This window comes from Synechococcus sp. RS9907, from assembly GCF_014279615.1.
Lineage (GTDB): Bacteria > Cyanobacteriota > Cyanobacteriia > PCC-6307 > Cyanobiaceae > Parasynechococcus.
Genome location: NZ_CP047944.1, coordinates 396,257 through 422,814, shown reverse-complemented (window position 1 = coordinate 422,814; position 26,558 = coordinate 396,257). Strand labels below are relative to the sequence as shown.

35 protein-coding genes and 1 tRNA gene are annotated in these 26,558 nt (G+C 60.5%); 28 read left to right on the top strand and 8 right to left on the bottom strand.

All coding sequences use genetic code 11. The features are described from left to right. Window positions 1-94 precede the first annotated feature (94 nt). From psbB to SynRS9907_RS02255, 11 genes are all read left to right on the top strand, one after another. Window positions 95-1,654 (top strand): photosystem II chlorophyll-binding protein CP47, encoded by a 1,560-nt coding sequence (psbB, locus tag SynRS9907_RS02305; protein ID WP_114987403.1) that lies wholly within the window; start codon window positions 95-97, stop codon window positions 1,652-1,654. 21 nt (window positions 1,655-1,675) lie between these two features. After that, on the top strand, window positions 1,676-1,771 hold the full coding sequence (locus SynRS9907_RS02300) for a photosystem II reaction center protein T (RefSeq protein WP_011128841.1): 96 nt from the start codon (window positions 1,676-1,678) through the stop codon (window positions 1,769-1,771). A gap of 213 nt (window positions 1,772-1,984) precedes the next feature. Continuing rightward, window positions 1,985-2,467: a transcriptional regulator NrdR gene (nrdR, locus tag SynRS9907_RS02295; RefSeq protein WP_186510489.1), complete on the top strand. Its 483-nt coding sequence runs from the start codon at window positions 1,985-1,987 to the stop codon at window positions 2,465-2,467. A gap of 173 nt (window positions 2,468-2,640) precedes the next feature. Further along, window positions 2,641-3,732 carry a 30S ribosomal protein S1 gene (locus tag SynRS9907_RS02290; protein WP_188021688.1) on the top strand — a complete coding sequence of 364 codons (1,092 nt, stop codon included), beginning with the start codon at window positions 2,641-2,643 and terminating at the stop codon, window positions 3,730-3,732. Between the two features lie 5 nt (window positions 3,733-3,737). After that, window positions 3,738-4,511 carry an HAD family hydrolase gene (locus SynRS9907_RS02285; RefSeq protein ID WP_188021687.1) on the top strand — a complete coding sequence of 258 codons (774 nt, stop codon included), beginning with the start codon at window positions 3,738-3,740 and terminating at the stop codon, window positions 4,509-4,511. A 23-nt stretch (window positions 4,512-4,534) separates the two neighbouring features. Then, complete coding sequence (metK, locus tag SynRS9907_RS02280; protein WP_188021686.1) at window positions 4,535-5,770, top strand: methionine adenosyltransferase; 1,236 nt, start codon at window positions 4,535-4,537, stop codon at window positions 5,768-5,770. Between the two features lie 4 nt (window positions 5,771-5,774). Then, the gene (locus SynRS9907_RS02275; protein ID WP_188021685.1) at window positions 5,775-7,013 is read left to right on the top strand and encodes an FGGY-family carbohydrate kinase; all 1,239 of its coding nucleotides are present in this window, start codon (window positions 5,775-5,777) and stop codon (window positions 7,011-7,013) included. Window positions 7,014-7,193: 180 nt separating this feature from the next. Continuing rightward, on the top strand, window positions 7,194-7,469 hold the full coding sequence (locus SynRS9907_RS02270) for a DUF2470 domain-containing protein (RefSeq protein WP_011363472.1): 276 nt from the start codon (window positions 7,194-7,196) through the stop codon (window positions 7,467-7,469). Window positions 7,470-7,523: 54 nt separating this feature from the next. Continuing rightward, window positions 7,524-8,168, top strand: a complete 645-nt coding sequence (locus tag SynRS9907_RS02265; protein WP_188021684.1) for a ComF family protein — start codon at window positions 7,524-7,526, stop codon at window positions 8,166-8,168. A gap of 30 nt (window positions 8,169-8,198) precedes the next feature. Continuing rightward, window positions 8,199-8,271 (top strand) — tRNA-Phe (locus SynRS9907_RS02260). A 22-nt stretch (window positions 8,272-8,293) separates the two neighbouring features. Beyond that, on the top strand, window positions 8,294-8,533 hold the full coding sequence (locus SynRS9907_RS02255; RefSeq protein ID WP_114987387.1) for a hypothetical protein: 240 nt from the start codon (window positions 8,294-8,296) through the stop codon (window positions 8,531-8,533). On the opposite strand, the gene SynRS9907_RS02250 is transcribed toward SynRS9907_RS02255, so the two are convergent. Beyond that, window positions 8,534-8,962 (bottom strand): hypothetical protein, encoded by a 429-nt coding sequence (locus SynRS9907_RS02250; protein ID WP_255445958.1) that lies wholly within the window; start codon window positions 8,960-8,962, stop codon window positions 8,534-8,536. Between the two features lie 119 nt (window positions 8,963-9,081). Here SynRS9907_RS02250 and SynRS9907_RS02245 point away from each other — a divergent pair, with 119 nt between their 5' ends. From SynRS9907_RS02245 to SynRS9907_RS02190, 12 genes are all read left to right on the top strand, one after another. Further along, window positions 9,082-9,756, top strand: coding sequence for a TVP38/TMEM64 family protein (locus SynRS9907_RS02245; protein WP_188021682.1), 675 nt, complete (start codon window positions 9,082-9,084; stop codon window positions 9,754-9,756). A 109-nt stretch (window positions 9,757-9,865) separates the two neighbouring features. Further along, entirely contained in the window at window positions 9,866-10,291 is a 426-nt protein-coding gene (locus tag SynRS9907_RS02240; RefSeq protein ID WP_188021681.1) for a hypothetical protein, read from the top strand. Next, window positions 10,288-10,863 (top strand): phycobilisome polypeptide, encoded by a 576-nt coding sequence (locus tag SynRS9907_RS02235; RefSeq protein ID WP_188021680.1) that lies wholly within the window; start codon window positions 10,288-10,290, stop codon window positions 10,861-10,863. Before SynRS9907_RS02240 ends, SynRS9907_RS02235 begins: the two co-directional genes overlap by 4 nt. Window positions 10,864-10,935: 72 nt before the next feature. After that, complete coding sequence (locus tag SynRS9907_RS02230; protein WP_115010521.1) at window positions 10,936-11,694, top strand: phycobilisome rod-core linker polypeptide; 759 nt, start codon at window positions 10,936-10,938, stop codon at window positions 11,692-11,694. A gap of 5 nt (window positions 11,695-11,699) precedes the next feature. Next, window positions 11,700-12,395: a pentapeptide repeat-containing protein gene (locus tag SynRS9907_RS02225; protein ID WP_255445957.1), complete on the top strand. Its 696-nt coding sequence runs from the start codon at window positions 11,700-11,702 to the stop codon at window positions 12,393-12,395. 149 nt (window positions 12,396-12,544) lie between these two features. Next, window positions 12,545-13,429, top strand: a complete 885-nt coding sequence (locus SynRS9907_RS02220) for a phycobilisome linker polypeptide (protein WP_115010519.1) — start codon at window positions 12,545-12,547, stop codon at window positions 13,427-13,429. A gap of 116 nt (window positions 13,430-13,545) precedes the next feature. Continuing rightward, a complete protein-coding gene (locus tag SynRS9907_RS02215) occupies window positions 13,546-15,192 on the top strand; it encodes a phycobilisome rod-core linker polypeptide (protein WP_188021679.1) in 1,647 nt (548 codons plus the stop codon). A gap of 104 nt (window positions 15,193-15,296) precedes the next feature. Further along, window positions 15,297-16,028, top strand: coding sequence for a phycobilisome rod-core linker polypeptide (locus tag SynRS9907_RS02210; RefSeq protein WP_188021678.1), 732 nt, complete (start codon window positions 15,297-15,299; stop codon window positions 16,026-16,028). A 121-nt stretch (window positions 16,029-16,149) separates the two neighbouring features. Next, window positions 16,150-16,320 (top strand): hypothetical protein, encoded by a 171-nt coding sequence (locus tag SynRS9907_RS02205; RefSeq protein ID WP_170950981.1) that lies wholly within the window; start codon window positions 16,150-16,152, stop codon window positions 16,318-16,320. Then, the gene (locus SynRS9907_RS02200; RefSeq protein WP_188021677.1) at window positions 16,317-16,853 is read left to right on the top strand and encodes a phycobiliprotein lyase; all 537 of its coding nucleotides are present in this window, start codon (window positions 16,317-16,319) and stop codon (window positions 16,851-16,853) included. Before SynRS9907_RS02205 ends, SynRS9907_RS02200 begins: the two co-directional genes overlap by 4 nt. Window positions 16,854-16,863: 10 nt before the next feature. Beyond that, window positions 16,864-17,478 (top strand): chromophore lyase CpcT/CpeT, encoded by a 615-nt coding sequence (locus tag SynRS9907_RS02195; RefSeq protein ID WP_188021676.1) that lies wholly within the window; start codon window positions 16,864-16,866, stop codon window positions 17,476-17,478. A gap of 28 nt (window positions 17,479-17,506) precedes the next feature. Continuing rightward, on the top strand, window positions 17,507-17,815 hold the full coding sequence (locus SynRS9907_RS02190; RefSeq protein ID WP_114987367.1) for a CpeR family transcriptional regulator: 309 nt from the start codon (window positions 17,507-17,509) through the stop codon (window positions 17,813-17,815). Between the two features lie 5 nt (window positions 17,816-17,820). Here SynRS9907_RS02190 and SynRS9907_RS02185 read toward each other — a convergent pair whose 3' ends face one another. Together SynRS9907_RS02185 and SynRS9907_RS02180 are read right to left on the bottom strand one after the other, a co-directional pair. Further along, a complete protein-coding gene (locus SynRS9907_RS02185; protein ID WP_255445956.1) occupies window positions 17,821-18,411 on the bottom strand; it encodes a Nif11-like leader peptide family natural product precursor in 591 nt (196 codons plus the stop codon). Beyond that, window positions 18,411-18,716 (bottom strand): hypothetical protein, encoded by a 306-nt coding sequence (locus tag SynRS9907_RS02180; RefSeq protein ID WP_188021674.1) that lies wholly within the window; start codon window positions 18,714-18,716, stop codon window positions 18,411-18,413. Before SynRS9907_RS02180 ends, SynRS9907_RS02185 begins: the two co-directional genes overlap by 1 nt. A gap of 75 nt (window positions 18,717-18,791) precedes the next feature. Between SynRS9907_RS02180 and SynRS9907_RS02175 the strand changes: the two genes are divergently transcribed. The 3 genes from SynRS9907_RS02175 to mpeA all read left to right on the top strand — a co-directional run bounded on the left by SynRS9907_RS02175 (window position 18,792) and on the right by mpeA (window position 21,220). Further along, window positions 18,792-19,985: a HEAT repeat domain-containing protein gene (locus SynRS9907_RS02175; protein WP_188021673.1), complete on the top strand. Its 1,194-nt coding sequence runs from the start codon at window positions 18,792-18,794 to the stop codon at window positions 19,983-19,985. A gap of 152 nt (window positions 19,986-20,137) precedes the next feature. Next, the gene (locus SynRS9907_RS02170) at window positions 20,138-20,683 is read left to right on the top strand and encodes a bleomycin hydrolase (RefSeq protein ID WP_114987359.1); all 546 of its coding nucleotides are present in this window, start codon (window positions 20,138-20,140) and stop codon (window positions 20,681-20,683) included. Between the two features lie 39 nt (window positions 20,684-20,722). Beyond that, the gene (gene mpeA / locus SynRS9907_RS02165; protein WP_043695066.1) at window positions 20,723-21,220 is read left to right on the top strand and encodes a class 2 C-phycoerythrin subunit alpha; all 498 of its coding nucleotides are present in this window, start codon (window positions 20,723-20,725) and stop codon (window positions 21,218-21,220) included. 68 nt (window positions 21,221-21,288) lie between these two features. Here the strand turns inward: mpeA and SynRS9907_RS02160 are convergent, their stop codons facing one another. Further along, window positions 21,289-22,587: a HEAT repeat domain-containing protein gene (locus tag SynRS9907_RS02160; RefSeq protein ID WP_188021672.1), complete on the bottom strand. Its 1,299-nt coding sequence runs from the start codon at window positions 22,585-22,587 to the stop codon at window positions 21,289-21,291. 137 nt (window positions 22,588-22,724) lie between these two features. On the opposite strand from SynRS9907_RS02160, the gene SynRS9907_RS02155 reads away from it, so the two are divergent. Beyond that, complete coding sequence (locus tag SynRS9907_RS02155) at window positions 22,725-23,012, top strand: hypothetical protein (protein WP_188021671.1); 288 nt, start codon at window positions 22,725-22,727, stop codon at window positions 23,010-23,012. Window positions 23,013-23,014: 2 nt separating this feature from the next. Here SynRS9907_RS02155 and SynRS9907_RS02150 read toward each other — a convergent pair whose 3' ends face one another. Further along, window positions 23,015-23,449, bottom strand: coding sequence for a DUF2656 family protein (locus tag SynRS9907_RS02150; protein ID WP_188021670.1), 435 nt, complete (start codon window positions 23,447-23,449; stop codon window positions 23,015-23,017). Between the two features lie 82 nt (window positions 23,450-23,531). Between SynRS9907_RS02150 and SynRS9907_RS02145 the strand changes: the two genes are divergently transcribed. Further along, on the top strand, window positions 23,532-24,416 hold the full coding sequence (locus SynRS9907_RS02145) for a HEAT repeat domain-containing protein (RefSeq protein WP_255445955.1): 885 nt from the start codon (window positions 23,532-23,534) through the stop codon (window positions 24,414-24,416). A 111-nt stretch (window positions 24,417-24,527) separates the two neighbouring features. Here the strand turns inward: SynRS9907_RS02145 and SynRS9907_RS02140 are convergent, their stop codons facing one another. From SynRS9907_RS02140 to cpeB, 3 genes are all read right to left on the bottom strand, one after another. Continuing rightward, on the bottom strand, window positions 24,528-25,145 hold the full coding sequence (locus SynRS9907_RS02140; protein WP_114987348.1) for a HEAT repeat domain-containing protein: 618 nt from the start codon (window positions 25,143-25,145) through the stop codon (window positions 24,528-24,530). A 172-nt stretch (window positions 25,146-25,317) separates the two neighbouring features. Further along, entirely contained in the window at window positions 25,318-25,812 is a 495-nt protein-coding gene (cpeA, locus tag SynRS9907_RS02135; RefSeq protein WP_011932400.1) for a class 1 C-phycoerythrin subunit alpha, read from the bottom strand. A gap of 56 nt (window positions 25,813-25,868) precedes the next feature. Continuing rightward, entirely contained in the window at window positions 25,869-26,423 is a 555-nt protein-coding gene (gene cpeB, locus SynRS9907_RS02130) for a class 1 C-phycoerythrin subunit beta (protein ID WP_115160586.1), read from the bottom strand. Window positions 26,424-26,558 lie beyond the last annotated feature (135 nt).

The following is a 26,558-nucleotide window of genomic DNA, read 5'->3' as shown; positions in this document are numbered from 1 at the left end:
CGGGCAGGTCACTTTTCCCCCGCCCCATGGACTGAAGCCCTTACGATCGCCCATGTCTGACTGCATAAGCAGTCTTGTCCCCCGAACCTGACCCATGGGATTGCCCTGGTATCGGGTGCACACCGTTGTCATTAATGACCCGGGCCGCCTTCTGGCTGTGCACCTCATGCATACAGCCCTCGTAGCCGGCTGGGCCGGCTCCATGGCTCTCTATGAGCTGGCCATTTTCGATCCGTCTGATCCTGTCCTGAACCCGATGTGGCGTCAGGGCATGTTCGTGATGCCCTTCATGTCCCGCCTCGGCGTGACCGGCAGCTGGGGTGGATGGAGCATCACCGGCGAAACGGGTGTTGATCCCGGCTTCTGGAGTTTTGAGGGCGTCGCTGCCGCTCACATCGTTTTCTCCGGCCTGATGATGCTGGCCGCCATCTGGCACTGGACCTACTGGGATCTGGAGATCTGGCAGGACCCCCGCACCGGCGAGCCTGCTCTCGACCTGCCGAAGATTTTCGGCATCCACCTGCTTCTCGCTGGACTCGGCTGCTTCGGTTTCGGTGCTTTCCACCTCACTGGCGTCTTCGGGCCAGGCATGTGGATCTCGGACCCTTATGCACTAACAGGTCATCTCGAGGCAGTTCAACCGTCTTGGGGCCCCGAAGGCTTCAACCCCTTCAACCCTGGTGGCATCGTTGCCCACCACATTGCTGCTGGCATCGTCGGCATCATCGCCGGCATCTTCCACATCACCACGCGTCCGCCCGAGCGTCTCTACAAGGCACTTCGGATGGGCAACATCGAAACGGTTCTGGCCAGCGCCATCGCAGCCGTGTTCTTCGCCGCCTTCATCGTGGCTGGAACCATGTGGTACGGCTCTGCTGCAACCCCCGTCGAGCTGTTTGGCCCCACCCGTTATCAGTGGGATCAGAGCTACTTCAAGACTGAGATCAACCGTCGCGTACAAACCGCGATGGACGATGGCGCGACCCAGGAAGAAGCCTTCGAGGCCATCCCTGAGAAGCTCGCCTTCTATGACTACGTCGGCAACAGCCCTGCCAAGGGCGGTCTGTTCCGCGTCGGTCCGATGGTGAATGGCGATGGTTTGGCAACCGCTTGGGTTGGTCACATCGCATTCAGCGACAAAGAAGGTCGCAACCTCGAAGTCCGTCGCCTGCCGAACTTCTTCGAGAACTTCCCTGTCGTTCTTGAAGATGAGCAGGGGATCGTTCGTGCCGACATTCCCTACCGTCGTGCAGAAGCCAAGTTCTCCTTCGAACAACAGGGCGTGACTGCCAAGGTGTTCGGTGGCGCACTCGATGGTCAGACCTTCACTGACCCTGCCGACGTGAAGCGCCTTGCCCGTAAGGCTCAGCTGGGTGAAGCATTCGACTTCGATCGTGAGACCTACAACTCTGACGGCACGTTCCGCAGCTCACCACGCGGCTGGTTCACCTTTGGCCACGCCACCTTCGCGCTGCTGTTCTTCTTCGGCCACATCTGGCACGGTGCTCGCACCCTGTACCGCGACGTGTTTGCCGGTATTGATCCCGACCTCGGAGATCAGGTGGAGTTTGGCCTCTTCGCCAAGCTCGGTGACAAAACCACCCGTCGCCTGCCCGAGGGCTACGTTCCCCCCGCTGGAACTCCCCTCAACTGATCGCCCTCTAGGAACAACACGATGGAAAGCTTCGCTTACGTCCTCATCCTTACCCTCGCGATTGCCACCCTCTTCTTCGCAATCGCCTTCCGCGATCCGCCGAAAATCGGTAAGTGATTTAATCTCTCAAAACCCCGCTTCGGCGGGGTTTTTTCATGCTTTCCATCACCCACCGTCGCAAGCCGGTCTCGTCCGTGCGAGCGGATCACAGCAGTCTCACGTCAGCAACAGCCGTCGACGGAATCCTCAAATGAGACTGATGTCCACGAGGCCCTTCTCAAGTCTCAAATCACTGTCTACAGTTGGTGCAACTAATTGATGCCCTCGGGGATGCAGTGCCCCTCCTGCCAAAACACAGATAGTCGCGTTCTCGAATCCAGGGCAGCGGATGGTGGACGCAGCGTGAGACGACGGCGTGAATGCCTCAACTGTGAATTTCGCTTCACCACCTACGAACGGGTGGAGACCGTTCCGATCACGGTGATCAAACGCAACGGCAACCGAGAAATCTTCAGTCGCAGCAAGTTGCTGCATGGATTGAATCGAGCTTGCGAGAAAACAGGCTTGGACACCTCTCGGCTCGAATCCCTCGTGGAAGAGCTCGAACTGAAACTTCAACAACGCACCGGCAAGGAAGTGAGCAGCACCGAGATCGGTGAATTCGTGCTGAAGGATCTCAAGCAGATCAGCGAAGTGGCCTACATCCGGTTCGCATCTGTTTACCGCCAGTTCCGAGGCATTGACGACTTCGTCTCGACCCTGGAAACACTTAACGCCGATCAGGAACAGAACCATCTGGCCACTGTTCGTTGAATCGTTTCGCTGAACCCGTGCACTGAATCGGTTCGTTGAACCCGTGCATGTCATCGCTGCGCAAGAAGAGCTGTCGGTCGTATCTGTAAACTCAGAGATTCTCCGTGGAACGTCGGCGGGCGTTTTACGCGATTTTTTCGAACTACCCACCTGAGGTAGACCGCCAGCCCCCCATGTCTGCGACTCCGACAGAAGAACAGATCCAGGATCAGGTTCAGGACGCGAACGCCACAGAAGCCTCTGCAGAAACCACCGCCGCCGAACAGGCGTTTGAGGGTGAGGATCTGAGCATTCCTGAAGACGTCCCCACCGCGGATGATCCAAGCAGCCGCGCTGCCAGCCGCAGCCTGGACGACGCCGGATTCACCATCGATGAGTTCGCGGCTCTCCTCAGCAAATACGACTACAACTTCAAGCCTGGCGACATCGTCAACGGCACAGTCTTCGCCCTGGAATCGAAGGGCGCCATGATCGATATCGGCGCCAAGACGGCTGCCTTCATGCCTCTGCAAGAGGTGTCGATCAACCGGGTCGAGGGTCTGAGTGACGTGCTCCAGCCCGGCGAGATCCGTGAGTTCTTCATCATGAGTGAGGAGAACGAAGATGGTCAGCTGGCGCTGTCGATCCGTCGGATCGAATACCAGCGGGCATGGGAGCGGGTCCGCCAGCTTCAGAAGGAAGACGCCACCATCTACTCCGAAGTGTTTGCCACCAACCGTGGTGGTGCACTGGTGCGCGTGGAAGGTCTGCGGGGATTCATCCCCGGATCCCACATCAGCACCCGCAAACCGAAGGAAGAACTGGTTGCCGACTTCCTGCCTCTGAAATTCCTCGAGGTGGACGAAGAGCGCAACCGCCTGGTGCTCAGCCACCGCCGCGCCCTGGTGGAGCGGAAGATGAATCGCCTGGAAGTGGGCGAAGTTGTGGTGGGTACCGTCCGCGGCATCAAGCCCTACGGCGCCTTCATCGACATCGGTGGTGTCAGCGGTCTGCTGCACATTTCCGAGATCAGCCACGAGCACATCGAGACCCCCCACTCGGTGCTGAACGTGAATGATCAGATGAAAGTGATGATCATCGATCTGGATGCTGAGCGCGGCCGGATTTCGTTGTCCACGAAGGCTCTTGAGCCCGAACCTGGCGACATGCTCACCGACCCCCAGAAGGTGTTCGAGAAGGCCGAGGAAATGGCTGCTCGCTACAAGCAGATGCTGATGGAGCAGGCCGAAGAGGGCGAAGATCCGATCAACTCCATGATGATCTGAGCCTGATGGCCCAACTGCTGCTGAAGGGACATCCCATCGGCAATTTCCAAGGGGTGCTGTTCGATAAGGACGGCACCCTTTCCCATAGCGAGCCGCATCTGCTGGCCTTGGCAGACGCACGCATCAACCAAGCCATCAAGGTTGCTCAGGAACAGGCCTCCGCGCTGAAACCCACTGAGCTGAGCCACACCCTGCGCAGAGCGTTCGGTGTTGATCACGGCATGCTCGATCCCGGCGGAACCCTGGCGGTTGCCTCCAGGCAGGACAACATCGCCTCGACGGCAACGGTGTTCTGCCTGCTGGGCTGCTCATGGCCCCAGGCTCTCTCCCTGACCCACACCTGCTTCGACGCGGTTGACCAGGAGGGCCTGATCGACACCACCCCAGCCCCGTTGATCAACGGGGCTGGGCAACTGCTGCGGAACCTGCATCAGCAGGGCGTCACCGCAGCTGTGATCAGCAACGACACCCGACCCGGCATTGAAGACTTTCTGGCTCACCATCAGCTCGGTGCAGGAGTTGCCGGCATCTGGAGTGCTGACGACCATCCGCGCAAACCCGATCCACAGGCCGTCCTGGAACTGTGCGACAGGCTTGGTCTGCCACCCCAACGATGTGCGCTGGTTGGCGATGCGGAGACCGACCTTCAGATGGCCCTTGAGGCCGGTATCGGCGGCGTGATCGGCTTCACCGGTGGCTGGAAGCGTGCTCCGGAACTGCCATCAGCACAGCATCTGCTCCACAGCTGGACCGACCTCGTCCTCAGTACAAGCGCGTAGAGTCGCCCGATCTGGAGCGCCGAATGAGCCGATACGTCTTTACGTCCGAGTCCGTCACCGAAGGGCATCCCGACAAGATCTGCGACCAGGTGAGCGACGCCGTTCTGGATGCTCTGCTGGCCCAGGATCCCGCCAGCCGTGTGGCCTGCGAGACCGTTGTGAACACCGGCCTCTGCATGATCACCGGTGAGGTGACCTCCAAGGCGCAGGTGGATTTCATCCATCTGGTTCGCAACGTGATCAAGGAGATCGGTTACAGCGGCGCTCGGGCTGGTGGCTTCGATGCCAACAGCTGTGCGGTGCTGGTGGCCCTCGACCAGCAGTCCCCCGACATCGCCCAGGGAGTGAACGAGGCCGACGACCACGCCGGTGATCCCCTTGATCTGGTGGGTGCCGGCGACCAGGGAATCATGTTCGGCTACGCCTGTAACGAGACGCCCGAGCTGATGCCGTTGCCGATCAGCCTGGCCCACAGGCTGTCGCGCCGCCTGGCCGAAGTGCGCCACAACGGAACCCTGGGTTACCTGCTTCCCGATGGCAAAACCCAGGTGAGCGTCGTCTACGAAAACGACAAGCCCGTCTCGATCGACACGATCCTGATCTCCACCCAGCACACCGCTGAAGTTGACGGGATCAGTGATGAGCAGGGCATCCGCGAGCGCATCACCGAAGACCTCTGGACCCATGTGGTGGAGACGGCGACCGTCGATCTGGCCCTCAAGCCCTCCCGCGAGGCCACCAAGTATCTGGTGAACCCCACCGGCAAGTTCGTTGTGGGCGGCCCTCAGGGCGATGCCGGTCTCACCGGCCGCAAGATCATCGTGGACACCTACGGCGGCTATGCCCGCCACGGAGGTGGTGCTTTCTCCGGCAAGGACCCCACCAAAGTGGACCGTTCGGCCGCCTACGCCGCGCGTTACGTGGCCAAATGCCTTGTGGCCGCAGGGCTCGCCGAACGGGCCGAAGTCCAGCTGAGCTACGCCATCGGCGTGGCCAAGCCCGTGTCGATCCTGGTGGAATCCTTCGGCACCAGCGCACTGGCCAACGATGCCCTCACCTCCTTGGTCCAGGAGCACTTCGATCTGCGCCCCGGCGCCATCATCGAGACCTTCGGTCTGCGCAACCTTCCCCAGCAACGGGGCGGCCGTTTCTATCAGGACACTGCGGCTTACGGCCATTTCGGACGCAACGACCTCAACGCCCCCTGGGAAGACGTGACAGAGAAAAGCCAGGAGCTGAAGCAGGTCGCCGCGGCCTGAAGCCATGACGGATTCACCGCTGGTGCTGGGAATCGACCTGGGCACCAGCGGCATCCGCACAGCGGTTGTGGCCGGTAACGGCGCGCTGCTCGACAGCAGAACCCAGGCCTACGGCGGAGACTTCGCCAACCCCCACAACTGGCGCGAAGGCTGTGGGGATCTAATCAGAGCGATCCCTGCCCAGCTGCGATCCCAGCTGAAAGCGCTCGCCGTGGATGGCACCTCCGGCACGCTGCTGGCCTGTGATCGCGATGGTTCCCCACGGGGGAAAGCACTGGCCTACTCAGAGAGCTGCCCTGAGCTGCAGTCAGCCCTGCAACCTTTGGTGGATCCCAGTAGTCCGGCCGCCAGCTGCAGCGGCAGCTTGGCCCGGGCCTTGCGGCTCCTCAACTGCCATGGCGAGACGATCCTGCTGCGGCATCAGGCCGACTGGATCAGCGGATGGCTGCTGAACGATTGGCGCTGGGGGGAAGAAGGCAACAACCTGCGTCTGGGTTGGGATCTCATCACCAGCAGCTGGCCAGCCCGTTTGGCCGAACAGTCCTGGCGGCAGGCACTGCCTGAAATCCGTCCCAGCGGCAGCATTCTCGGGACGATCGCACCGGAGCAGGCCAAGGCCTTGGGATTGGCGGACGATCTGATCATCGTAGCCGGCACAACGGATTCCAATGCCGCCGTGCTCGCCGCCGATCCGGGGCCCGGAGATGGAATCACCGTGCTGGGAACCACGCTGGTGATGAAGTGCTTCACCGAGACGCCCCTGAACGCCCCGGGCGTCACCAGCCATCGCGTGGCGGGACGCTGGCTCTGTGGAGGCGCCTCCAATGCAGGGGCCGGTGTGCTGCGGCGTTTCTACAGCGACGACCAACTCAGCGAACTGAGCCGCCAGATCAACCCGGACACCGACAGCGGACTCCGCCTGCGGCCGCTTCCCGCGCCGGGGGAACGCTTCCCTGTGGACGATCCAGAGCTGCTGCCGGTGCTTGAACCACGGCCGGTGAGCGATGCCCTCTACCTGCATGGACTGCTGGAAGGTCTCGCCGAGATCGAAGCGCAGGGTTGGCAGCGCCTGAACGAGCTGGGTGCTGCTGCACCCAGGCGGATCATCAGCATCGGCGGTGGAGCGCGAAATCCCCAATGGCGACGGCTGCGGGAACGCCGCCTCGGTTGCGCCGTAACGAGTTGCCAAACACCCCCCGCTGCAGGGGTGGCGCGACTGGCCCAACAGGCCCTGGTCGGGTGAGAATTCCGGCATCACGCCCAACCCCCATGCCCACCAAGCTCCGCGATGGTCTGGCCATCGGCCTTTTCGTCGTACTGGCCGGGTATGTGGGCTTCAGTGGCATTCGCCTCGGCCTTTTGTTGATCGAGCGCTTCGCTTGAGCCGATCACTGCAAAGATTGCACTCACCTGTTTGATCCCAATGCCTGCAGACCCCCTCACTGATGCCGTCAGCACACGGATCTGCAAACACATGAACGACGACCATGCCGAAGCGGTGCTCGCCTACGCCAAGCACTACGGCGGCGTCAGCAATCCCGCTGCAGCGCGCATGGTGTCTGTAAAAGCAGAAACCATGGAACTGGAGGTGGATGGCGCCAGCGTCAGCATTGCCTTTGATCACACCCTCACCGACAGCGAAGACGCCCACCGCACCTTGGTGGCGATGCTGCGGGCGATGCCCAAAGAAGGCGCCTGATCTCGGAGCGATTCAGCCCAACAGTGGAACGCTCGTTGCAGCGACCGACCTGCTGTGCATCGCCCGCTCCTGACCTTTGCCCAAACCCTTCTGATCGAGCCCCGCTGCCCGATCTGCGATGGACCTTGGGACAGCCCACTGCCGCCGACGGCTCCCTGCACCACGTGCCTCGATGCCCTTGCTCTCCCTTGTCAGGGACTCAAGGGCTTGCTGCCCTTGCCTTGGTGCGCCCTCGGGCCTTACGCAGGCCCGCTGCGCCAGCTGCTGCTGAAGCTGCGTCAACCGCACCAAGGCAAAGCGCTTGCGGCCTTGGTTCAGTTGCTCTCTGAGCGCTTCACCCTGCCTGCAACAGCAGTGCTGGTGCCGATTCCAAGCTGGAAGCGGCAACGATCCAACCCCCTGCCGCAGCGCATTGCCCTGGGCTTGGGCCGGCCGACGGCAGAGCTACTGCAGCGCACCCATGCCGGGTTAAGCCAACACCATCTGAACAAACGCCAACGCGAAACCAACCTGATCGGGGCGTTCCAGGCCTGCCCCTTGGACAGACAAAGAGCCCACAGCTCGGTCTGGCTTGTGGACGACATCCTCACGACCGGGTCCACCGCTTTGGCTGCCCGTCAGGCCCTTGAAGCTGCTGGCCACCACGTGGCTGGATTGATCTGCCTGGGACGAACCCCCGCAAGGGAGCGCAGGCGGTGATTTAAGATTCCAGAGTCGCTTCGGCGGCGCGCCGGGATAGCTCAGTTGGTAGAGCAGGCGACTGAAAATCGCCGTGTCCCCAGTTCAAATCTGGGTCCTGGCATCACATTGATGCCAAAACTGCCGTGTCATTCATCTCTCCAGATGCAGGCACAGATCGCGTTTTCGATAACGCGGACAGTTTTGCCATGGTGTTTGATCGCACCTGGAAGCAACTGCGAAGCAGCAACAAGGCTGAACTCAGCCAGGAAGAGCATCTCGAAGCCGTGCTCGAGGCGATGGCTGATCATCCCTTTCTGATCAGTTCACCCGACATGGCACGCCAGGTGGCTGCCTTCCGGATCAGGCTGCTGGAACTGGCCTGATTAGGCGGAAAGCAGATCGATCTGGGGATCATCCACATATTCCGTGTCATCGCTGAGGGTCTCATCACTGAAGGCCTCGTCCTCGACACGGTCGCCATCCATCTCCATCTCAGGGGTTTCTGAGACCTCCTGATCCTCGGCTTCTGGAACATCCTCAGCGGGGGAATCAGCGTGAAGCTCCACCACCTCGCCTGGGCTCAGACGATCCCGAAGCATCCGCACCTTTTCTTCACTGGCCAGGAGCAGTTCGCCGGCGTCATCACTGACCGCAGCGATCTCCGCATCTTCCAGCTGCTGCCCTTCAACGTCGGCCAACCGCGTTTCCAGTTCCATCAAACGATCCGCCAGCGTTTCCACCACCTCACTGAGGCTGAGCAAATGGGTGCACAGCTGTTGCTCGAACGCGGTGCGCGGGGAGGTGCTGGTCACCGGGCTGGCCTCGTGTTGAGAAATTTCGCTGATGGTATCGATGCTGAGCTTCGTGTCCACGGCCCTGGGAAAAGCCACGACTGGCCTACATTCCCCAGGGCTTTCGAGCGGTTGAAGAGATGTCCAGGCTGAAGACGGGGCTGAAGGTCAGCGCCTGGGTCGCCATCTTCATTGTTGCCGTCGTTTATCTGCAGCGATACGGCATCAGCCCTCTCCAGGAAGCTGTAGAGAGCATGGGTTGGTGGGCACCTTTAGGGCTGTTTTTGCTGCGGGGAGTCAGCATCATTCTCCCTGCCCTACCAAGCTCGGTTTATTCCCTGCTAGCCGGATCGCTACTTGGTTTCAAGGTTGGCTACCTCACGATCATCCTGTCGGACCTGGTGTTCTGCAGCGCAGCGTTCTTCATTGCCCGTCGTTGGGGGCGGCAACCAGTGAGCCGGTTGGTCGGCGCAAGCGCAATGGAACGCATCGACGGATTCTCGAAAAATCAACTGGAAGGAAACTTTTTCTTGATGACCGGGCTGCTGATGACCGGGCTATTTGATTTCCTCAGCTATGCCATCGGGATCAGCCGCACCCACTGGAGAATTTTTGCGCCTGCTCTGCTGATCAGCGTGCTGATCAGCGATTCGATCCTTGTCACCGTTGGTGCTGAAGCTGCCAAAGGTGTCGACGCTTCGCAAGGGACTGGGCTCACCCTGGGCTTGGCTCTGCTGGCGATGTTTGCTCTGGCCACCATCACCGGTGTGCTGAAAAAGAAATCCTCAGAGGCGCCCTCCAACAACCACTCCTGACAGGAGCCCTGGGGGATGACAGCCGATCCATGTCGATTCCCACGAACCAATGACTGGGTCGAGGAAATTCCTGGACACTGGTTACATTCGAGTTGATCGGCGTTTCTCGATGAGCGCACTGGCAGATCCGAGAATTGCCACCCTGCAGAACCAGGCCGGCAGCAGCGGTGAGCTGGATCTACCGGTGGGAGACGGTTGTTTTCGGATCAACCTCCGTGATGAAAACATCGCGCTCTGGCAGGAGACATTTGATCAACACACCACGGCGGACAATCTTCTTCTGGCTTGCGAAGAAAGCAATGGAGACCTCAAGGACACCCGCCTGACCTGGGTGGTGGGATCTGCCATCCGTACAGCGACGGCCTCAAGCCCAGACGCAGTCGGCTGGCTGTTAACGCAGTTGGGGGTACCAACTGAACTCACGGAAGCAGCCATCAGCCGTTGCCCTGGCCTGGGGGACGACCTGGTGTGGGCCTTTTACCTGGAACGCCACGGCTGGCTGATCGCCACACCGGTGGCCAGCGTTAACCCTTGAACCTTCAAAACACCGACTTCAAAACCCTGGTGCAAACCGCCCAGGTTCAAGGGCTGAGCCTCAACCAAGATTTGCCGCAGGCCACACGCCGCATTCTTGAGCGTGCCGATCAAGCCCAACGCCAGCTCACGAGTGAGGAGCTCGCCACGATCTGCCAGACCTCAGGCATTGATCAGTCTCTCCCCGGCAGCCTGATCCAACGATCGGATCAGCTGGTGAACCAGGCACGGGCACAGCTGCTTGCAACCCAGCCGCATCTGGTTCAACCGGGCGGAGCTCTTCACCCCCAGGACAGGGCAGAGGCCTGCTGGCGGGACTGCTGGAATTTTCTACGTGTGGTCATCTACGCGGTGGCCTGCAACCAGAGCTGCTTTACAAACCCGAGCGGCATGGCTGCCCTGCGAAAGCTGTACAGACGAATGAACGTGCCCATCGAGGGGATGAACATCGCCCTCGATCAGCTCAAAGAGCATGTGCTGGAAGGGGTCTCGCGATCGAACGAACAGCAGCTGATCAGCGACTGCTTCCAACACCTGATAGATCAGCTCAACAAAACTGCAGTTAAGAGCTGATAAGCGGCTGGCCTGAAACCGGCTTGTTCAAGGGAAGATTTCCGGCAAGTATTTCTACTCACGGCGCACGCCATGGCCATTCCGCTCCTTGGGTACCCGCTCAGCACGCAGAACGGTCGGGTGAGCAATCTCGCCGGAGACAACAGCACCGTTCAGAGCCAGCTCTATCCCTCCTCCGCTGCAGGTGACGACACCAACCGCAGCGACATGGATGCCGTGATCGAACAGGCCTACCGCCAGGTCTTCTTCCATGCGATGCGCAGTGATCGCGAACCATTCCTGGAATCACAACTCCGCAGCGGCAACATCACGGTGCGGGATTTCATCCGAGGCCTGCTGCTCTCGGAACGCTTCCAGCAGGGCTACTACCAGTGCAGCTCCAACTACCGGATGGTGGATCAGGTGGTGGGACGGGTGCTCGGCCGCCCGACCCATGGAGACGCCGAACGCCGCGCCTGGTCGATCGTGATCGGCGAAAAGGGCTTCACAGCCTTTGTCGACGCAGTGCTCGACAGCCCTGAATACATGGAGAGCTTCGGCTACGACCTGGTTCCTCAGCAACGCTCGCGGGTGTTGCCGGGTCGATCCCTGGGCGAGACCCCGATTTACCAGCAATTCCCGCGCTACGGGGCCGACTGGCGCGATGCCTTGCAGGATCGAGCCCCCAGCGACCAGGCCGCTCAGATGCAGCAGCTGGAGATGTCGTCGGCCTGGGTCAATGGCCAACCTCCTGCCTTCGCCCTCAAGCTCTGGCTGGGCCTGGCGGTTGTCGGCGGATTCGAGCTGGGCCGTGTGGTCCTTACCATCGCCTTCTCGATGCTTCGCAGCTGACTTCCTTGACGGCGCTCTCCAACCCCCTGAATCTGGACACCTGGCAGCCGCCGGAACAGACCCTCGCCTCAGGGTCCATCGATGGCGCAGTTGATGCTCGGGGCGCTGATTGGCGGGGAGTGACTGTTGAAAAGGGCGACCTGCGTGGCGCCAATCTCTGTCGCGCTGATCTCAGGGGAGCCGACCTCTCCAGCTGCCAGCTGGAAGGAGCCGACCTGCGCCTGGCGCGCTACGACGCCAGCACCCGCACGCCGGAGGGCTTTGATCTGCTCAGCAGCGGGGCCGTCGGCCCCAAAGCAAGGCTGAGTGGTGTGTTCTTAAACAGCACCGATCTGCGCGGCATGGATCTGCGCGGCGCCGTGCTGATGGGGGCCTATCTCAGCGGAGCTGATCTGAGTGGTGCCCTGCTCGACAACGTTCGACTGGTGGGTTCGGATCTTCGCCACGCAATCCTGCGAGGTGCCATGTGCAGGGGAACCCGCTTTGGCACGTGCCAGCTGGACTTCGCCGATTTTCGCGGCGCCGACCTCTCCGAAGCTGGTCTGGAGAGCGCGGAATCGATCAAAGGAGCCGATTTCTCCCTCACCACAGGGCTCAGTGGGCAGCGTGATGCGCTCTTGGCCCGCCCCTTCGAAGAACTCGACTGCTGGAATCCCCTGACGCGGAGCACCACACGCGACAGCCTCGAATCCTTGTCGTGAGAAGGATTACCCCGATCCACCACCCGAATACCGGGGCCGAATCGTCATGTCACGCAACATTCGGACACATTTGATTGAGCTTTATAAAGAACCCGCTCCAGGCCACCACTTCTGAATGACCATGGCGTGACGCACACGTCAGGTTGTCCATGCCCTTCGGTCCTGCCTCTCTTCTCGGGGTCGAGCGTTTCTCGCAAGAGAGCGAAGCTCCTCTTGAACTCATCCCTGGTGATGACGACGCCAAGAAGGAACAAATCATCCGCGCCGTTTACAAGCAGGTGCTGGGCAATGCCTATGTAATGGAAAGCGAGCGCCAGATCGTTGCCGAATCCCAGTTCAAACTAGGCGAGATCAGCGTGAGAGAGCTGGTGCGCCGCATCGCCAAGAGCGAGCTGTACCGCGATCGCTTCTTCGACGCCTGCTCCCGCTACCGCTACATCGAGCTGGCCTTCCGTCACCTGCTGGGACGCGCCCCCGTGGACTTCGACGAGATGCGTGCTCACGCCGAGCGGCTCGACAGCCACGGCTACGAAGCCGATATCGACAGCTTCATCGACAGCCCCGACTACCAAGACACCTACGGCGAGTGGACCGTTCCCTTCCAGCGGGGCTGGAAGACCGAATCCTGCACCACCCTGCAGGAGTTCACCTGGAGCTTCCAGCTGCTGCGGGGCAACAGCAGCAGCAGCTTGAAAGGCGATCTTTCCGGGATCAGCAGCAAGCTCGGCGGCAACGCCTACCAGAACCGCCCCATGGCGGTGGTGCCCCCCTCTTCCACCGAAGCCACGGGCTGGAGCTTCCGTCCCTCCAAGAACCTGCAGGACGCCCCCACCCGCCATGGCGTTGGTGCCGGCGAACAGGGCAAGACCTACCGGGTGGAAGTCACCGGCTACAGCGCCAACAACGTGCGCCGGATCTCCCGCTACACCCGCTCCAACCGGGTGTACTTCGTGCCCTTCGACAAGCTCTCCGAGCAGTTCAAGCGCATCCATGCCGAAGGCGGCAAGATCGCCAGCATCACGCCTGTGAACTGAGTTCTCTCACCAATCAGATCGGCGGCTGACCGGGCGTTCGCGCATGACCCCGCACTGCCGCCTCTGATCCGAACTCACTCCGCAACACCTCTTTCTCCCCTCACCTCTCCCCTCCCATGTCTGCCTCACAAGGCTTCGGCGCCGCCTCCCTCAACGATGCTCCCGTCTCCTTCAGCCGGACCCGCAACGCATCCGCAAAAGCAGCCCTGAGCAACGGCGAATTCCTGCGCCAATCCTGCGCTTCGATGAAGATCGCCATCGGGCCTCGCAATCATGAGGATTGCCCCCATGGCGTCACCGCGCAGCGCTACGCACCGGACGACTCCGCCGCCCTAGCCACAGCCATCAGTGCTGCGTACCGCCAGGTGTACGGCAACGCCCACGTGATGGACAACGAGCGCTCCGCTGAGCTGGAAGCCCGTTATGGCAATGGCGAGCTCACCACCCGCGATTTCGTTCGCGGACTGGCCAAAACCTCCTTCTACAAAGCCCGCTTTTTCGAGGGTGTTGCCCCTCAGCGCGGCATCGAACTGAACCTGAAGCACCTGCTGGGCCGTCCTCCCGTGGATCAGGCCGAGATGTCGGCGCACATTTCATTGCTGGCGAGCGGTGGCCACGATGCCGTGATCGATTTCATCGTCGATGGCGCTGAATACGCCGAAGTGTTTGGTGACGACGTGGTGCCCTACACCCGCTCCTTCACGTCCGCTGCTGGCATCCCCAACAACAGCTTCGCCCGTATGGCGACGCTCGAGCGCGGCTTTGCCATCAGCGACAGCGCCATCGGCAGCCGCAGCCAGCTGGCCAATGCTTTGGCACGCAACACCACGGCCTACATCCAGCTGCCTTACGGAGCCAACTTCACCGGCGGCGCCCAATCCAGCGGCCTGGGCACCACCGCCCAGTTCGCGGCCAAGAAGCGCGCCAGCAGCGATGGTGGAGATTCCACTCCGATCCGCAACGATGCCTACGTCGGTTTCGGCCTGGGACAGCGGGAGCAGGAAGTGTTTCAACGCTGCCCGGGTGACAGCGCCGATCAGATCAATGGTCTGATTCGTGCCACCTACCGCCAGGTGATGGGCAACCCCCACCTGATGGAGTCGGAGCGAGCAATGGCCGCTGAAAGCCGTTTTGCCGAGGGCTATCTGAGCACCAGAGAACTGGTGCGGGCCATCGCACTCTCCCCCGAGTACAGCCGCCGTTTCTTCGAAACGAACGCCCCTTACCGCTTCGTTGAGCTCAACTTCAAGCACTTCCTGGGCCGGGCACCCAAGTCTCAGGCCGAGCTGAGTGAGCACATCCAGATCCTGGCCAACGACGGCTATGAAGCTGAAATCAGCAGCTACCTCGACAGCGCTGAGTACCAGAACACCTTTGGTGAAGACACGGTGCCTTACATGCGCATCCTCACCGAAGAAGGACGGGCACAGGTGGCCTTCAACCGTCACCTCTCGCTGGCTGAAGGTTTTGCAGCCAGCGATGCCGTGCTCAACAGCGCATCACTGGTGACCTCCATGGCCACCAACTCCGTCCCCAGTGGCTGGAGAACCACCACGAGCCGGACCAACCGGAACGGTGCTGTGGCCGGATCTCCCTCTGCAACCACGAAGCGCTTCCGCATCGTGGTGCAGGCTCAGCCCCGCGGCGGACGCCAGCGCACGCCGAATGCGAGCTACCTCGTCTCCGGTAAGGACATGAGCAGCCAGATGAAGTACATCCATGCCCGCGGCGGCCGGATCGTCTCCATCACCGAAGTGATGTGATCACGCGGGTCATCACGACCCGCTTCGCACCACCCCCCTCCCTCAAGGGGCCCCATCACCCTCACTTCGATGCCGGCCCCTTTCGACGCACCTCCCCTCAACCCATGACCACTGCCACCCTGGCCACACCCGCCAACCAAGATCGCAGCCACGCTGAAGACATCATCCGTGCCGTGTACCGGCAGGTCTTCGGCAACCGCCACCTGATGGAGCTGGACGTTCAGCCCTCCATCGAAGCTCTCTTCATCAACGGCGACCTCACTGTTCAGGGTCTGGTCACAGCACTGGCCCAGTCGGAGAGCTACCGGCGGCTGTTCCTTGAGACCAACAACCCCTATCGCTTCGTTGAACTGAACTTCAAGCACCTGCTGGGTCGTCCTCCCCGGGATCAGGCTGAAATCAGTGAGCACGTGCGTCGCCTGGCCGACGAAGGTTTCGAAGCCGAAATCGCCAGCTACACCTACAGCGACGAGTATCTGAACAACTTCGGGATCGACTCAGTTCCCTACGCCCGTACGCAGACGAGCGTCGCCGGCGAAAGCACCGTGGCCTACCAGCGCAACCAGGCCATGGATCCTGGCTTCGCAGGCTTCGATGCCGATCAAGGCTCTGTGCTGCAGGTGAGCCTGGCCTCCAACTCGAATCCCACGGCAGCGGGCACCAGAAAAGTGGTGGGCGGCGGCAATCGCTTCACCATCCTCTGGACCTCCCGCGTTCAACTGGGTGCCGTGCGTCGCTCTGCCCAGCGCTCGGTGGTGAGCTATGCCTCCCTGTCCCGCACCATTCAGAGCATCCAGGCTCAGGGCGGGAACATTCTTTCTATTGCGAACGCTTAATCCTTGTGCTGATCCGGCCCTTGCGGCCGGATCAGTCCGTCATGATTGGTGCCTGAAACGTCTGGACCCAATCGGTGAATCCAGGGAGATCTCATCTCCTGAAACCGCCAGCTTTTGAATCATGCCCATCCTTCGTCAACCCACCAACAGCCAGCCGGGATCGAATCAGGGCTTTCAGTCTTCTGTGTCCTCCGTTCCTGTTGCCATGTCGATGATGATCGACTCCATGGTGAACATGGTGCAGAACAGCCGTCCTGATCTGAAGGCTGAGACCGACTCCAGCACCAAATGAACATCGAGCAATTTGTTGCTCAAAGCGAGGGAACGTGGCGATCAATGCGATCCGGCCACTCCCTCGCTTTTCAGCAATTTGAAGAAGTCCTCAGTGAAGTTCAAATATCACGGATTGAAGCTTCCGATAACGAGATCAACGACTTGATTCAATCGTCGAGCCTGAGTGAAGAATCAGAGGTCTCGGCACCGTTTCGGATGACTTGGGCTGCCGAAAGCGACTGGGAACCAGATGATCCCAATGAGGTGTCATCCGGTTCATGCCTGATTGTGCCCATTCCAAGCGATGACAGCAAAGGCGTTCTGCTGCGGAGTGTTGGCTATGCAGAAGCAGCGCCAGCGGAATCCAACTACAGCTTTCTCAGCGACGGAACATTTCTGCTCACCACGCAATACGAGCAATCCATCGCCGAAGAACGCATCTGGTTTGTCTCGGAGCATGTTCGCTGCCGCTCTTCTGTGCTCCGCACATCGGCTGGATCAGGTGTGTTGCAAACGTCCTTTGCTTCAGAAGTGCGGCGCCTGAGCAGCTGATCCCACGCCAATGTCAGACAACAACGAGGCTCTGCTCCTCTTCGCCAAGACACTTGCAGGGCACTACAGCAATCTCCAACAATCTCAGGAGAATCCCAAGGATTTCGCTCACATCAATATCTTTTTTCGCCCGCTTCCCTGGGATGTTCTGAAAGCACCTGGGTTTTATTCGGAGCAAAGTTATGACCATGATCCCTGGCGGCCCTATCGCCAAGGCATTCATCGATTGCTCCCGGCCGAGGGTGAGACGTTCATCGTTGAAAACTACGGATTCGCTGATCCCATCCGGTTGGCTGGTGCAGGCCAACGCCCTGAACTCCTCAACAGCCTCAAGCCTGAGTCTCTGAAGCCACGTTGTGGCTGTGGGATGCACTTTCGCGAGGTTGAAGCCGGTCGATACCTGGGTGAAGTGGAACCTGGCAAGAACTGCATGGTTCCCCGGGATGGCCGGCTCACGTATTTGGTCAGCGAAGTGGATGTGAACGCCACAGACTGGATCAGTCGCGATCGAGGCTTTGACCCCGACACGGATGAGCAGCGCTGGGGCTCCGAACACGGGCCGCTGCGATTCAAACGTGTGGCTCACCTCGGGAACGAGCTGGACCAGAACTGGCTCAAATGGTGAGCAACCTCCTCGTCTGAGCAGCTAGACGATGTCTGCAATTGAGGCCGAGAAACAACTGAAAACCTGGATCCGATCGCAGCATCTGATTTGCGAAGGAACCGATTTCATCTTTGAAACGGTGGATCAAACCCACCTCGAAAAATTCGAGCGTTGCATTGAAGCCATTGGTGGACGCGTGCGAAAAATTGCAGCTGCCGGCAACTGGCCGATGGGGCCAAGGCGCACCTTCAAGATCCTTCGCGCCACAGCAGCAGTTCCCAGGCCCGGTGGTGAGTCACTGGTGACCTATTGGGCCAAACGCGGCACCACACGCACCCGCTATGCGGAGATCAGCTGAAGCGATCAATCATCAAACCAACCAAACCAGGTGGGTTTGCTGAAGTCAGACACCTGACTCCAACTCCGCAACAGCGTGAGTGAATCAATCGCAAAACCCTGGGCTTGGGCCAAGCCAATCACTTCATCTTGGTTCCGTGCTGATTTCACCTGGTCCTTGAGATCAGGCCGTGTTTTCACCAGCTGGATGAACGACGCCAAAGCCGCATCTTTCTCTGCATCCGTCAGGCTGGATGCCGGGATGCTGGCCGGCTGGGCAACGGACTGATCCGGGGTTACTGCAAAATCTGCAGGGCCAAGCATGCCCTCGGATTCAGCACCATCCATCAACAGCGCACGCCAGCGGGACAATTGACGAAACGCCCAGCTCCAATGGGCTGGATCGGCCCGGTGAACAGAGGCCAGATCGGCATCGGAGGTCTGCAACCAATCCATGGCCAGATATCTCCCCCATTCCGCCAAGGTAATCGCGTAGCCGCGGATGTTGGCGTAGGCAACGACGTCGTAGTGGGAGCCAAGCGTCTTGATCCCCGTGGCTAGACCGTGATCATCAGCAATTGCCTGGACGAAACGCTCAAGTTCAGAGTTGGCCATCATCAACACTCCTGAATCCAGAGGGCAAAATTAACCTTTTCACAGATCATCTGCAGCACCAAAGGACCACCCGGACACTGAAGAATTCGCCAGGGCACCTTTGATTCTGTTACCCCCGAGTCCACCAGAATCTTGGGGGGACGCGTCGCCTGCTCAAGCGGGATAAGCGAGGCAGCCAAAGGGCTTTCAGCCTGCTTCAACAATGCATTGAGTTCATCAAGCGAGGCAATTTGATTCAACGCCGATCCGGATTGATGCAATTCAACAAATCGACGGATTTCTTGAGCTGCGCTTTCGGCAACGGCCATTCGGCTTAAGCTTTGGCTGGACGGGATCATAAGCCAAATGATCCATCCTCAGGTTTTTCAAATTCTTGATCGGCAATGAGCGAACGCTTCGACACTCTTTTCGCCGGAATGAGTGAAGAGACGGCGATGGAAACGTTGCTCAAGCCACCCGCCGAGCTCAAGAATCCTGGCCTTAAATATCTCGCCGCAACCCGTCTCGGAGCCTGCCAATCACCCGAGTCCCTTCAAAGACTCCTGGCAGCCGGAGCCAACGATTCCGACGACCTCTACGAACGCATCACCCGGCGCAAGGCCCTCGAAGCCCTGGGCCGACGCAAAGACCGCTCAGCACTTCCCGTTCTTCTTGCTGCCCTACAGGCCGATGACGAACCCACCGTCGTCAATGCGGCTGATGCCATCGCCCGGCTGAGTACACCCCTAAATAAGGAGGAGCAAACGGCACTTCTGCAAGCGCTTCAGGGCCCCGACAACCAACGCCGGGCGGTGCTTCAGGCCTTCTGCCGCTTGGGCATGAACGTTGCCAGCGGCCAGATCGATCATTGCCGCAACGACAGCAATCCCCTGGTGGCGGGAGCGGCCCATGCCTATGCCGTTCGGGTGCTGGGCGACCAGCAAGGCCTTCATCCGCTTATGGAGCAGCTCCGGGATGACAACCCCGGGCGACGACGGGCCGCCGTGATCGATCTGGGCGATGCGGGCCGGATCGAAGCCCTGGCGGAGTTGATTCGTTGCCCGGTCTCGATGCCCCTGCGCGCCAAGAGTGCGTTTCAGATGGCCACCAGCCAAGCGGGTGCCATTGATCCTGATGCGTCAGATCTGTTGAAGGAGCTGCTTCAGGACGATCCAAGGCAGTTGAACCTGGACGGCATCCCCGAAACCGCTGCTGAACCCGAAGCGATCAGGGAGGGACTGCAGCATCGGGACGAAGCCCGCCAGTACGCCGCCGCCAAAGCCTTGATGGCCTTGCCCAGAGCAGCGCAACTGGATCAGATCGATGCGTTGCGCTCCACCCTCGGCAGCGACTACGGCGTTCACTACCTGCTGGCGAGCTGCACCGGACTGCTGGAGCTGCATGAACGCAGCGACCTGGTGCGAGAGGCACTGGCGGAAACAGCACCGCAATATGCGAAGTCGCGAATCGCGGGCGCCTGGAGCTGCCTGCGGCTTGGGCTGCGGGATCAAACATCACTGCTGGAGGAGGTTGGCCGCAGCCATCCCTGGCAGCCGCTGCAGTGGAGCTGCCGTGAAGTGGCACTTCTTCTCTCTTAAATCGGAGCCACTTCGCACTTTCGTTTTTCTTTCTTTTTTGCAGTGCAAATTTGTATTGAGAAGCCTGAAGCAATTGCCCCCATGACTTGGCGGGCGGCGTACGGTCCCGGGGTGATGCATCGCATCTACCCCCCTCTCCTAAGCATTTGATTATGCTCGACGCATTCTCTAGGCAGGCTGTTTCCGCTGATTCCAGCGGCAGCTTCATCGGTGGCGCTCAGCTGAACGACCTCAAGGCATTCATCGCCGAGGGCAACAAGCGTCTGGACGCCGTGAACGCCATCACCGCCAACGCTTCCTGCGTGGTGTCCGACTCCGTTGCAGGCATCTGCTGCGAGAACACCGGCTTGACCGCCCCCAACGGTGGTGTGTACACCAACCGCAAGATGGCTGCTTGCCTGCGTGATGCTGAGATCATCATGCGCTACGTCTCCTACGCCCTGCTGGCTGGTGACGCTTCCGTGCTGCAGGACCGCTGCCTGAACGGTCTGCGCGAGACCTATGCCGCTCTGGGCGTTCCTTCCGGCTCCGCTTCCCGCGCTGTGGCCATCATGAAGGCCTCCGCCTGTGCGCACATCACCAACACCAACAACACCACTGGTGAGAAGCGCAAGATGCCTGTGACTGAAGGCGACTGCAACGCACTCTCCGCTGAGGCTGCTTCCTACTTCGACATGGTGATCAGCGCCATCAGCTGAACCGCCTGAGATTTTCAAGCACAACCTTCTTTTAAATCAATGAAGTCCGTTCTCACCACCGTCATCGGCGCCGCAGACAGCGGCTCCCGTTTCCCCACCAGCTCCGACCTGGAGTCTGTGCAGGGTTCCCTGCAGCGTGCAGCCGCCCGTCTCGAGGCTGCTGAGAAAATCGCTCAGAACTACGACGCCATCGCACAGCGCGCTGTCGACGCCGTCTACACCCAGTACCCCAACGGTGCCACCGGCCGTCAGCCCCGCCAGTGCGCCACCGAAGGCAAGGAGAAGTGCAAGCGCGACTTCGTCCACTACCTGCGTCTGATCAACTACTCCCTGGTTGTTGGCGGCACCGGCCCTCTGGACGAACTGGCCATCAACGGTCAGCGTGAGGTCTACAAGGCCCTCAGCATCGACCCCGGCACCTACGTTGCTGGCTTCACCCAAATGCGTAACGACGGCTGCGCTCCTCGCGACCTGAGCCCCCAGGCTCTGACCGAGTACAACGCTGCTCTGGACTACGTGATCAACTCCCTCGCCTGATTCTCAGCCGAGAGATTCGATTCGAACTCCATTACAGGGGGCGGTTCATCCGCCCCCTTTTTTTGTGCTCAACCAGCGGTGGCGTTGCAGGCGGCTCGCGCACGCATCGCCACGAAGGGCTCAGGGTCATCCAGGGCCGACGCCAACTGCGCGGGAGACGCCACCATCGCAGCGGCGTAGCGGGCTTCCCAGAACGGCGTAGCGTACGGATCAAGCCATGACGCCACCGTTGTGTCTGGATCCTTCAGGAGCTTCAAACCGGCCATGGCCAACACAGCTGCCGGCTTGGATTTCATGAATTGCGGCCGGCGTGTGGTGATGGCCTCCGCAAGGATGGCTTCGATCAGGCCGAGAGCCTCATCAGGCCAGGGCCCGATCCTTGAAAACAGGCGGATGAAAAAGTAATGCGCCCCATAGTCGTTGTGGGCCTCGGCATGCCATCGCTGCTCCAGAGCCGGCCAGAGCTGCTCCGCTGAATGGTCCTGCAAGGTCTGGAGTGCGAGGTAACTGCGACTGAAATCCGTACCGAAGAATTCCTGAATCAGGAAATCCGCTGAGGGCGGCTGGTCGTAGGCGTGCACCAGCTCCAAGGCTTCCGGTCGATCGACGATCAAGCCATCAAGCAGCTCGATCAGATCAAGACCATCGTTCTGCAGCCGGCCCTCAGGCCAGAGCGCACGCAACGCCCGCATCCGAAACACCGGCGAAACAGGTGCGCGCAGGATCTGAGGCAGAAGCTCCGTTGCTCCGGCATTGATCGCATCCTGAATCGCCGACTGGCGATCCATCTGATTGGGCAACAACGTCTGCTCGCCAAGAACGGAGACGTGCTCACGGCTGCCACCCAGACGGATGCTGGCACTGATGGCCGCACCGCGAACCCCCGGCTGATCAGACGTCTGAAAGCTCGCAATCAACTGCTCCGCTTCGGAGACGTTCAACGCGGCAAGGCTCTGAATCAACACCCGTCGGTTCTGGGCTGGGTCTGACAACAGCTGCTGCAACGCCTCATGAACGGCGGCGTCTTGGCAGTTCAGCTGCTGAAGCGCAAAAGCAGAGTTCTCAACCAGGTAGGGGTCGTCGCTGTTCAAACAGTTGGCGATGGCAGCCATGGCCTCCTGACAGCCCAGCCGTCCCAGCACTTCCACAGCCTTCCGCCGCGCCAATTTGCGTGGTTGCGCTTGCTCCGGATCCATCACCAAGGCGATCAACGCCGTTTCCGTTTCGGGGCCCGGAAAGTTGATCAAATGGGCCGCCGCCATGTAGGGATCACTCTGTGACTCCAGCTCCTCCAGCGGAGTGCTCAGCAGGCGGATCGCATCGCCTTGGGACAGCCCCGGATGGATGTTGTCAAAAGCTCCGGTCAAGGCAGCACGCTCTTGGGGGGTTAATTCTGCAGGACCCCACAGGCCGGAGGGCGTGGACCTGCTCTCGTAAGGAAGATTGCGAAAGGCTCGAAAATCCCGGCAGCTGCGGCATCTTCAACCCAGTCACATCGCCTGCCATGGGACCCACCCTCGCCACATCCATTGCTGTACGAACAGGGATTGAGCCCGGTTCTCGCCCTTGGACGGCACGCTCAGTACGGGTGCCATTTGCACAGCTCTGCCGCAGCATGCAGTCGATGCACAACCGTGGCCTTGCAATTGATTCGGTGGCGTTCTCCTACGGCTCCGGTGTAGCCAGCGCACCGACCCCAGCAGCCGCACCGGTGGCCGCCGTTACAGAGGAGGCTCCCAAAGCTGCGGCCAAGAAGCCAGCCAGACGCGCCGGACGTCGCAAGCGCGGCTGAACTCAAGCCGGGCGATCAATCACCTGGAAGATGCCGTCGGCCGGCCGGCCAGCCGTGAGTCCACTCCAATTGATCGCCTGCAGAAACCCGTCGGGATCGCGGGTTTCCACCACGTCCACACCCCAGCCGCCCTGCTGAAGCGGGGCGCCAGGCGTTCCCTCGGAATCCTTACGACCACCAAGCGCCATGACGGCATGGTCGGTGGAATGCCCCTGAACAGCACGGATCTTGCGCCAGGCCTGACTGATCTCTTCAGCCAACTGTCCTGGAGTCGCCGTGGACTCGAGGCTGATTTTCCAATGCGGGTGGCTGAGCGCTTCCGACGCTGTCACCGAATCGCACTGCTCCGCCAACGCCTTGGCCAGGGCATCAAAGGCGAGAGGAGGCACGGCGGAATCCTGGATCTGCAGGTTGTGGGAAAGGACGAATCGGGTCACAACAAACAGTGCAGTCCGGTGACCTTAGCGATGGGAGAAACGGATAATGAATGGCTGCTTCAGCCTTGCCGTGACCGAATCGATGTCTCCCGTAAGCAGCCCTGAAACGATTCAGCTGAGCGAAGAGGAAGCCGAGCAACTGGCTGAGGAGCTGAAGCAACAACTGCGGCAGGGTGAGCGTCTCGCTGGTGACACCCAGGCCATCGAGCGCATGGTGGCCGGCCTGGGAGACCGGCGTGGACTGCTGCGCCTCACCTTTGCCGAAAGCCTCGGCACCGTTGGTAGTGCTGCCGTTCCAGCCCTTTGCACCGCGATGTGCGACCACGAGAACGTGACGGTGCGCCGCGCGGCCGCCAAAACGCTGACGTTGATTTCCGATCAACGCGCCCTTCCATTCCTGCTGAAGGCTCTGCTCAACGATGCCGATCCGGTCGTCCAGGGATCGGCCGTTGGCGCTATGGCCGCCATTGGCCCCGCTGCCGTTGATGGATTGCTCGACATCCTGGTGGACCCTGGCAGCACGCCCATGCAGACGGGCCTGGCCAGCTGGGGCCTGGCCTTCGTGGGCGCACGGGCCCCGGAGGCCTTGCGCAAAGCTGCCCAATCCCCCCATGCCCAGATCCGCACGGCAGCCATCGCCGCCCTCGGGGATCAAATCCAGAACCTTGGTGATGAAGATGCGCGTCAGCTGCTCACCAATGCCCTGAGGGATGCCGATGAAGACGTGCGGGCTGAAGCGACAACCCTGATGGGCAAGCTCAACGAAAGCGAATGGGCCATCCCACTGCTGCTGCCGAACCTGCAGGACGAAGCAGCACTGGTTCGCAAAAATGCCGCGTTGTCGCTGATGAAACTGGAGGACCCTTCCGTGATCAGCCAACTCCAGCAGTGCATGGAGACGGAGAGCGACCCGTCAGTTGCTGTGGTGCTGAAACTTGCTGTGAATCAGCTCAGCAGAGACGACTGAACACAGTTGCACGCCTCGTTCACGTAATGTCACATCCGTGGTGTTCGCGTCGAGCACTGCATGCGCAACTACGGGACGAAGGCTGAGGGGCCTTTGTCCCGTATTTTTTGCCTAGCGGCTGCTCTCCAGCCGGCCGAGGGAAGCTTCCACCATCTGCCGGCACAGCGGATCGGTGGAGGGATCAGCCAGCACCTCTCTGAGACAGGCTTCCGCACTGGGATCAGGAATTTCAGCCAACGCCATGGCAGCTGACTGCACATGGGCGATGTTGTCTCCCTTGCAGATCTGAATCAGCAACGGAAGCGCTTGAACACCCACCTGGCCAAGGGCCATCACCGCCGACTGCGACACCACGGGGGAGTCGTCCGACAGTGCCTTCTCCAGCACAGCCATCGCGGCAGGAGAGAAGGTCTGATCCGGGTAGTTGGATGCAATCTGGGCGTAGGCCTTCACGCAGCTGGCGCGCACCGTGCCATCCGTACTGGCTTCAAACAGCTCCGCCAGGGGTTGCAGTGCTGTCGCACCAAAGGCTCCGAGCCCTCGCACGGCAGCGCGACGCAAGGACACATCGGGTTGATCCAACAGCGAGATCAGGCGTGGCATCGACTCGTTTGGCCAATGATCAACCATCGCCAAATAGGCCTGGGTCTGCAGATGGGGGTTGGGATGGGCCAGATCCGCGAACAACGCATCCAGATCCGGACGTTCAACCTGCGACTGCGAAGTCATCAGAACTTAAAAACTGCAAAGCCCCCTGAACAGCAGGGTTCTTTGCAGCCTAAGTGGAGCACTGCTGCCAATGAACATCATTCAAGTTGAACGACATCCCTCGACATGAGCATTAAAAAAGGAGGCCTTTCGGCCTCCTGATTCCTATGAATGAGTGACGCGAAACAGATGCTCAGGAAAGAGCGTTGATCACGTAGTCCAGGTAGGACTTGAACTCATTGAGAGCCTGGGGGCTCATGTCGCGAGGAGCGCAAGCGCGGTCGCGGGTGTAGGTCAGAGCTTCGACGTAAGGACCGGTGGGCAGACCCAGGGTGCGATACACCTCACGAGCGCCGGCGATGCCCCACTCGTCCAGAGGGCCGGTGCCGCCGACAACCAGGCAGTAGTTGATCAGGCGCAGGTAGTGGCCCAGATCGCGGTAGCACTTGTCCACCTTGGTCTGGTTCTCACCAGCCTCACCGGGCTGCTTGAGGTAGGGGTACTTGTTGAAGCAGGCATCGCCAGCTTCCTTGGTCACAGCGTCGAGGCCAGCAGCCAGCTTTTCAGCGGCTTCGAGGCGAGCGGCGGCGCGTTGGATGTTGCCCTGGACGGCCTCGAGGTCGTTCTGGGAGGGGAAGCGACCGGCTGCGTCAGCAGCGGTCACAACGGTGGTGACGACGGATTTCATCGTGGAGATCCTTTAGATGGAGGTTGGTGTTGAGGAAATGGGAAAACCCGATTGACTCAGGCGACGGCGCTGATCACGCGATCGAAGTAAGAGGCAGCCTCAGCAACAAGAGCGGAGCAATCGCCTTGGATGGTCTCCATCTTGCGGAACTTGGTGCCGCCGTTAGCCGGGGTGTTGGTCTCGCCGATGTGGGCGGTGGCAGAGGCCTTCATGATGGCCACAGCGCGGGCAGCGGACTGGGTGGGAACGCCCAGAGCGATGTAGGTCTCCTTGAGGCCGTTCAGGCAGCGGTCATCCAGCACGGATGCATCGCCAGCCAGCAGGGCGTAGGAGATGTAACGAAGAACGATTTCACCGTCACGCAGGCAAGCAGCCATGCGGCGGTTGGGGTAGCAGTTACCACCTGCCTGGATCAGGCCGGTGTTCTCGCAGATCATGCCGGTGACTGCATCGGACACGATGCAGGAGGCATTGGAGGTGATGGCGTTGACAGCGTCCAGACGCTTGTTGCCTTCAGCAACGTACTGACGGAGGGCGGCGATATCGCCAGCACCCACAGCAGCAGTTTTGGCGTCAGCGCTGACGACGGAACGGGAGAATGCGTCGAGCATTGGAAAGCCAGACAAGGGGGAGGGAATGCTTCTCGACTACCAGGTGAGAAACGACGGCGCTTTCCTCAAAAAGAGAATCGAGCTGAACGTTTCAGGTTTGGCCTGCGAAGCGCCCTAAAAAAGTAACTGGGTCAA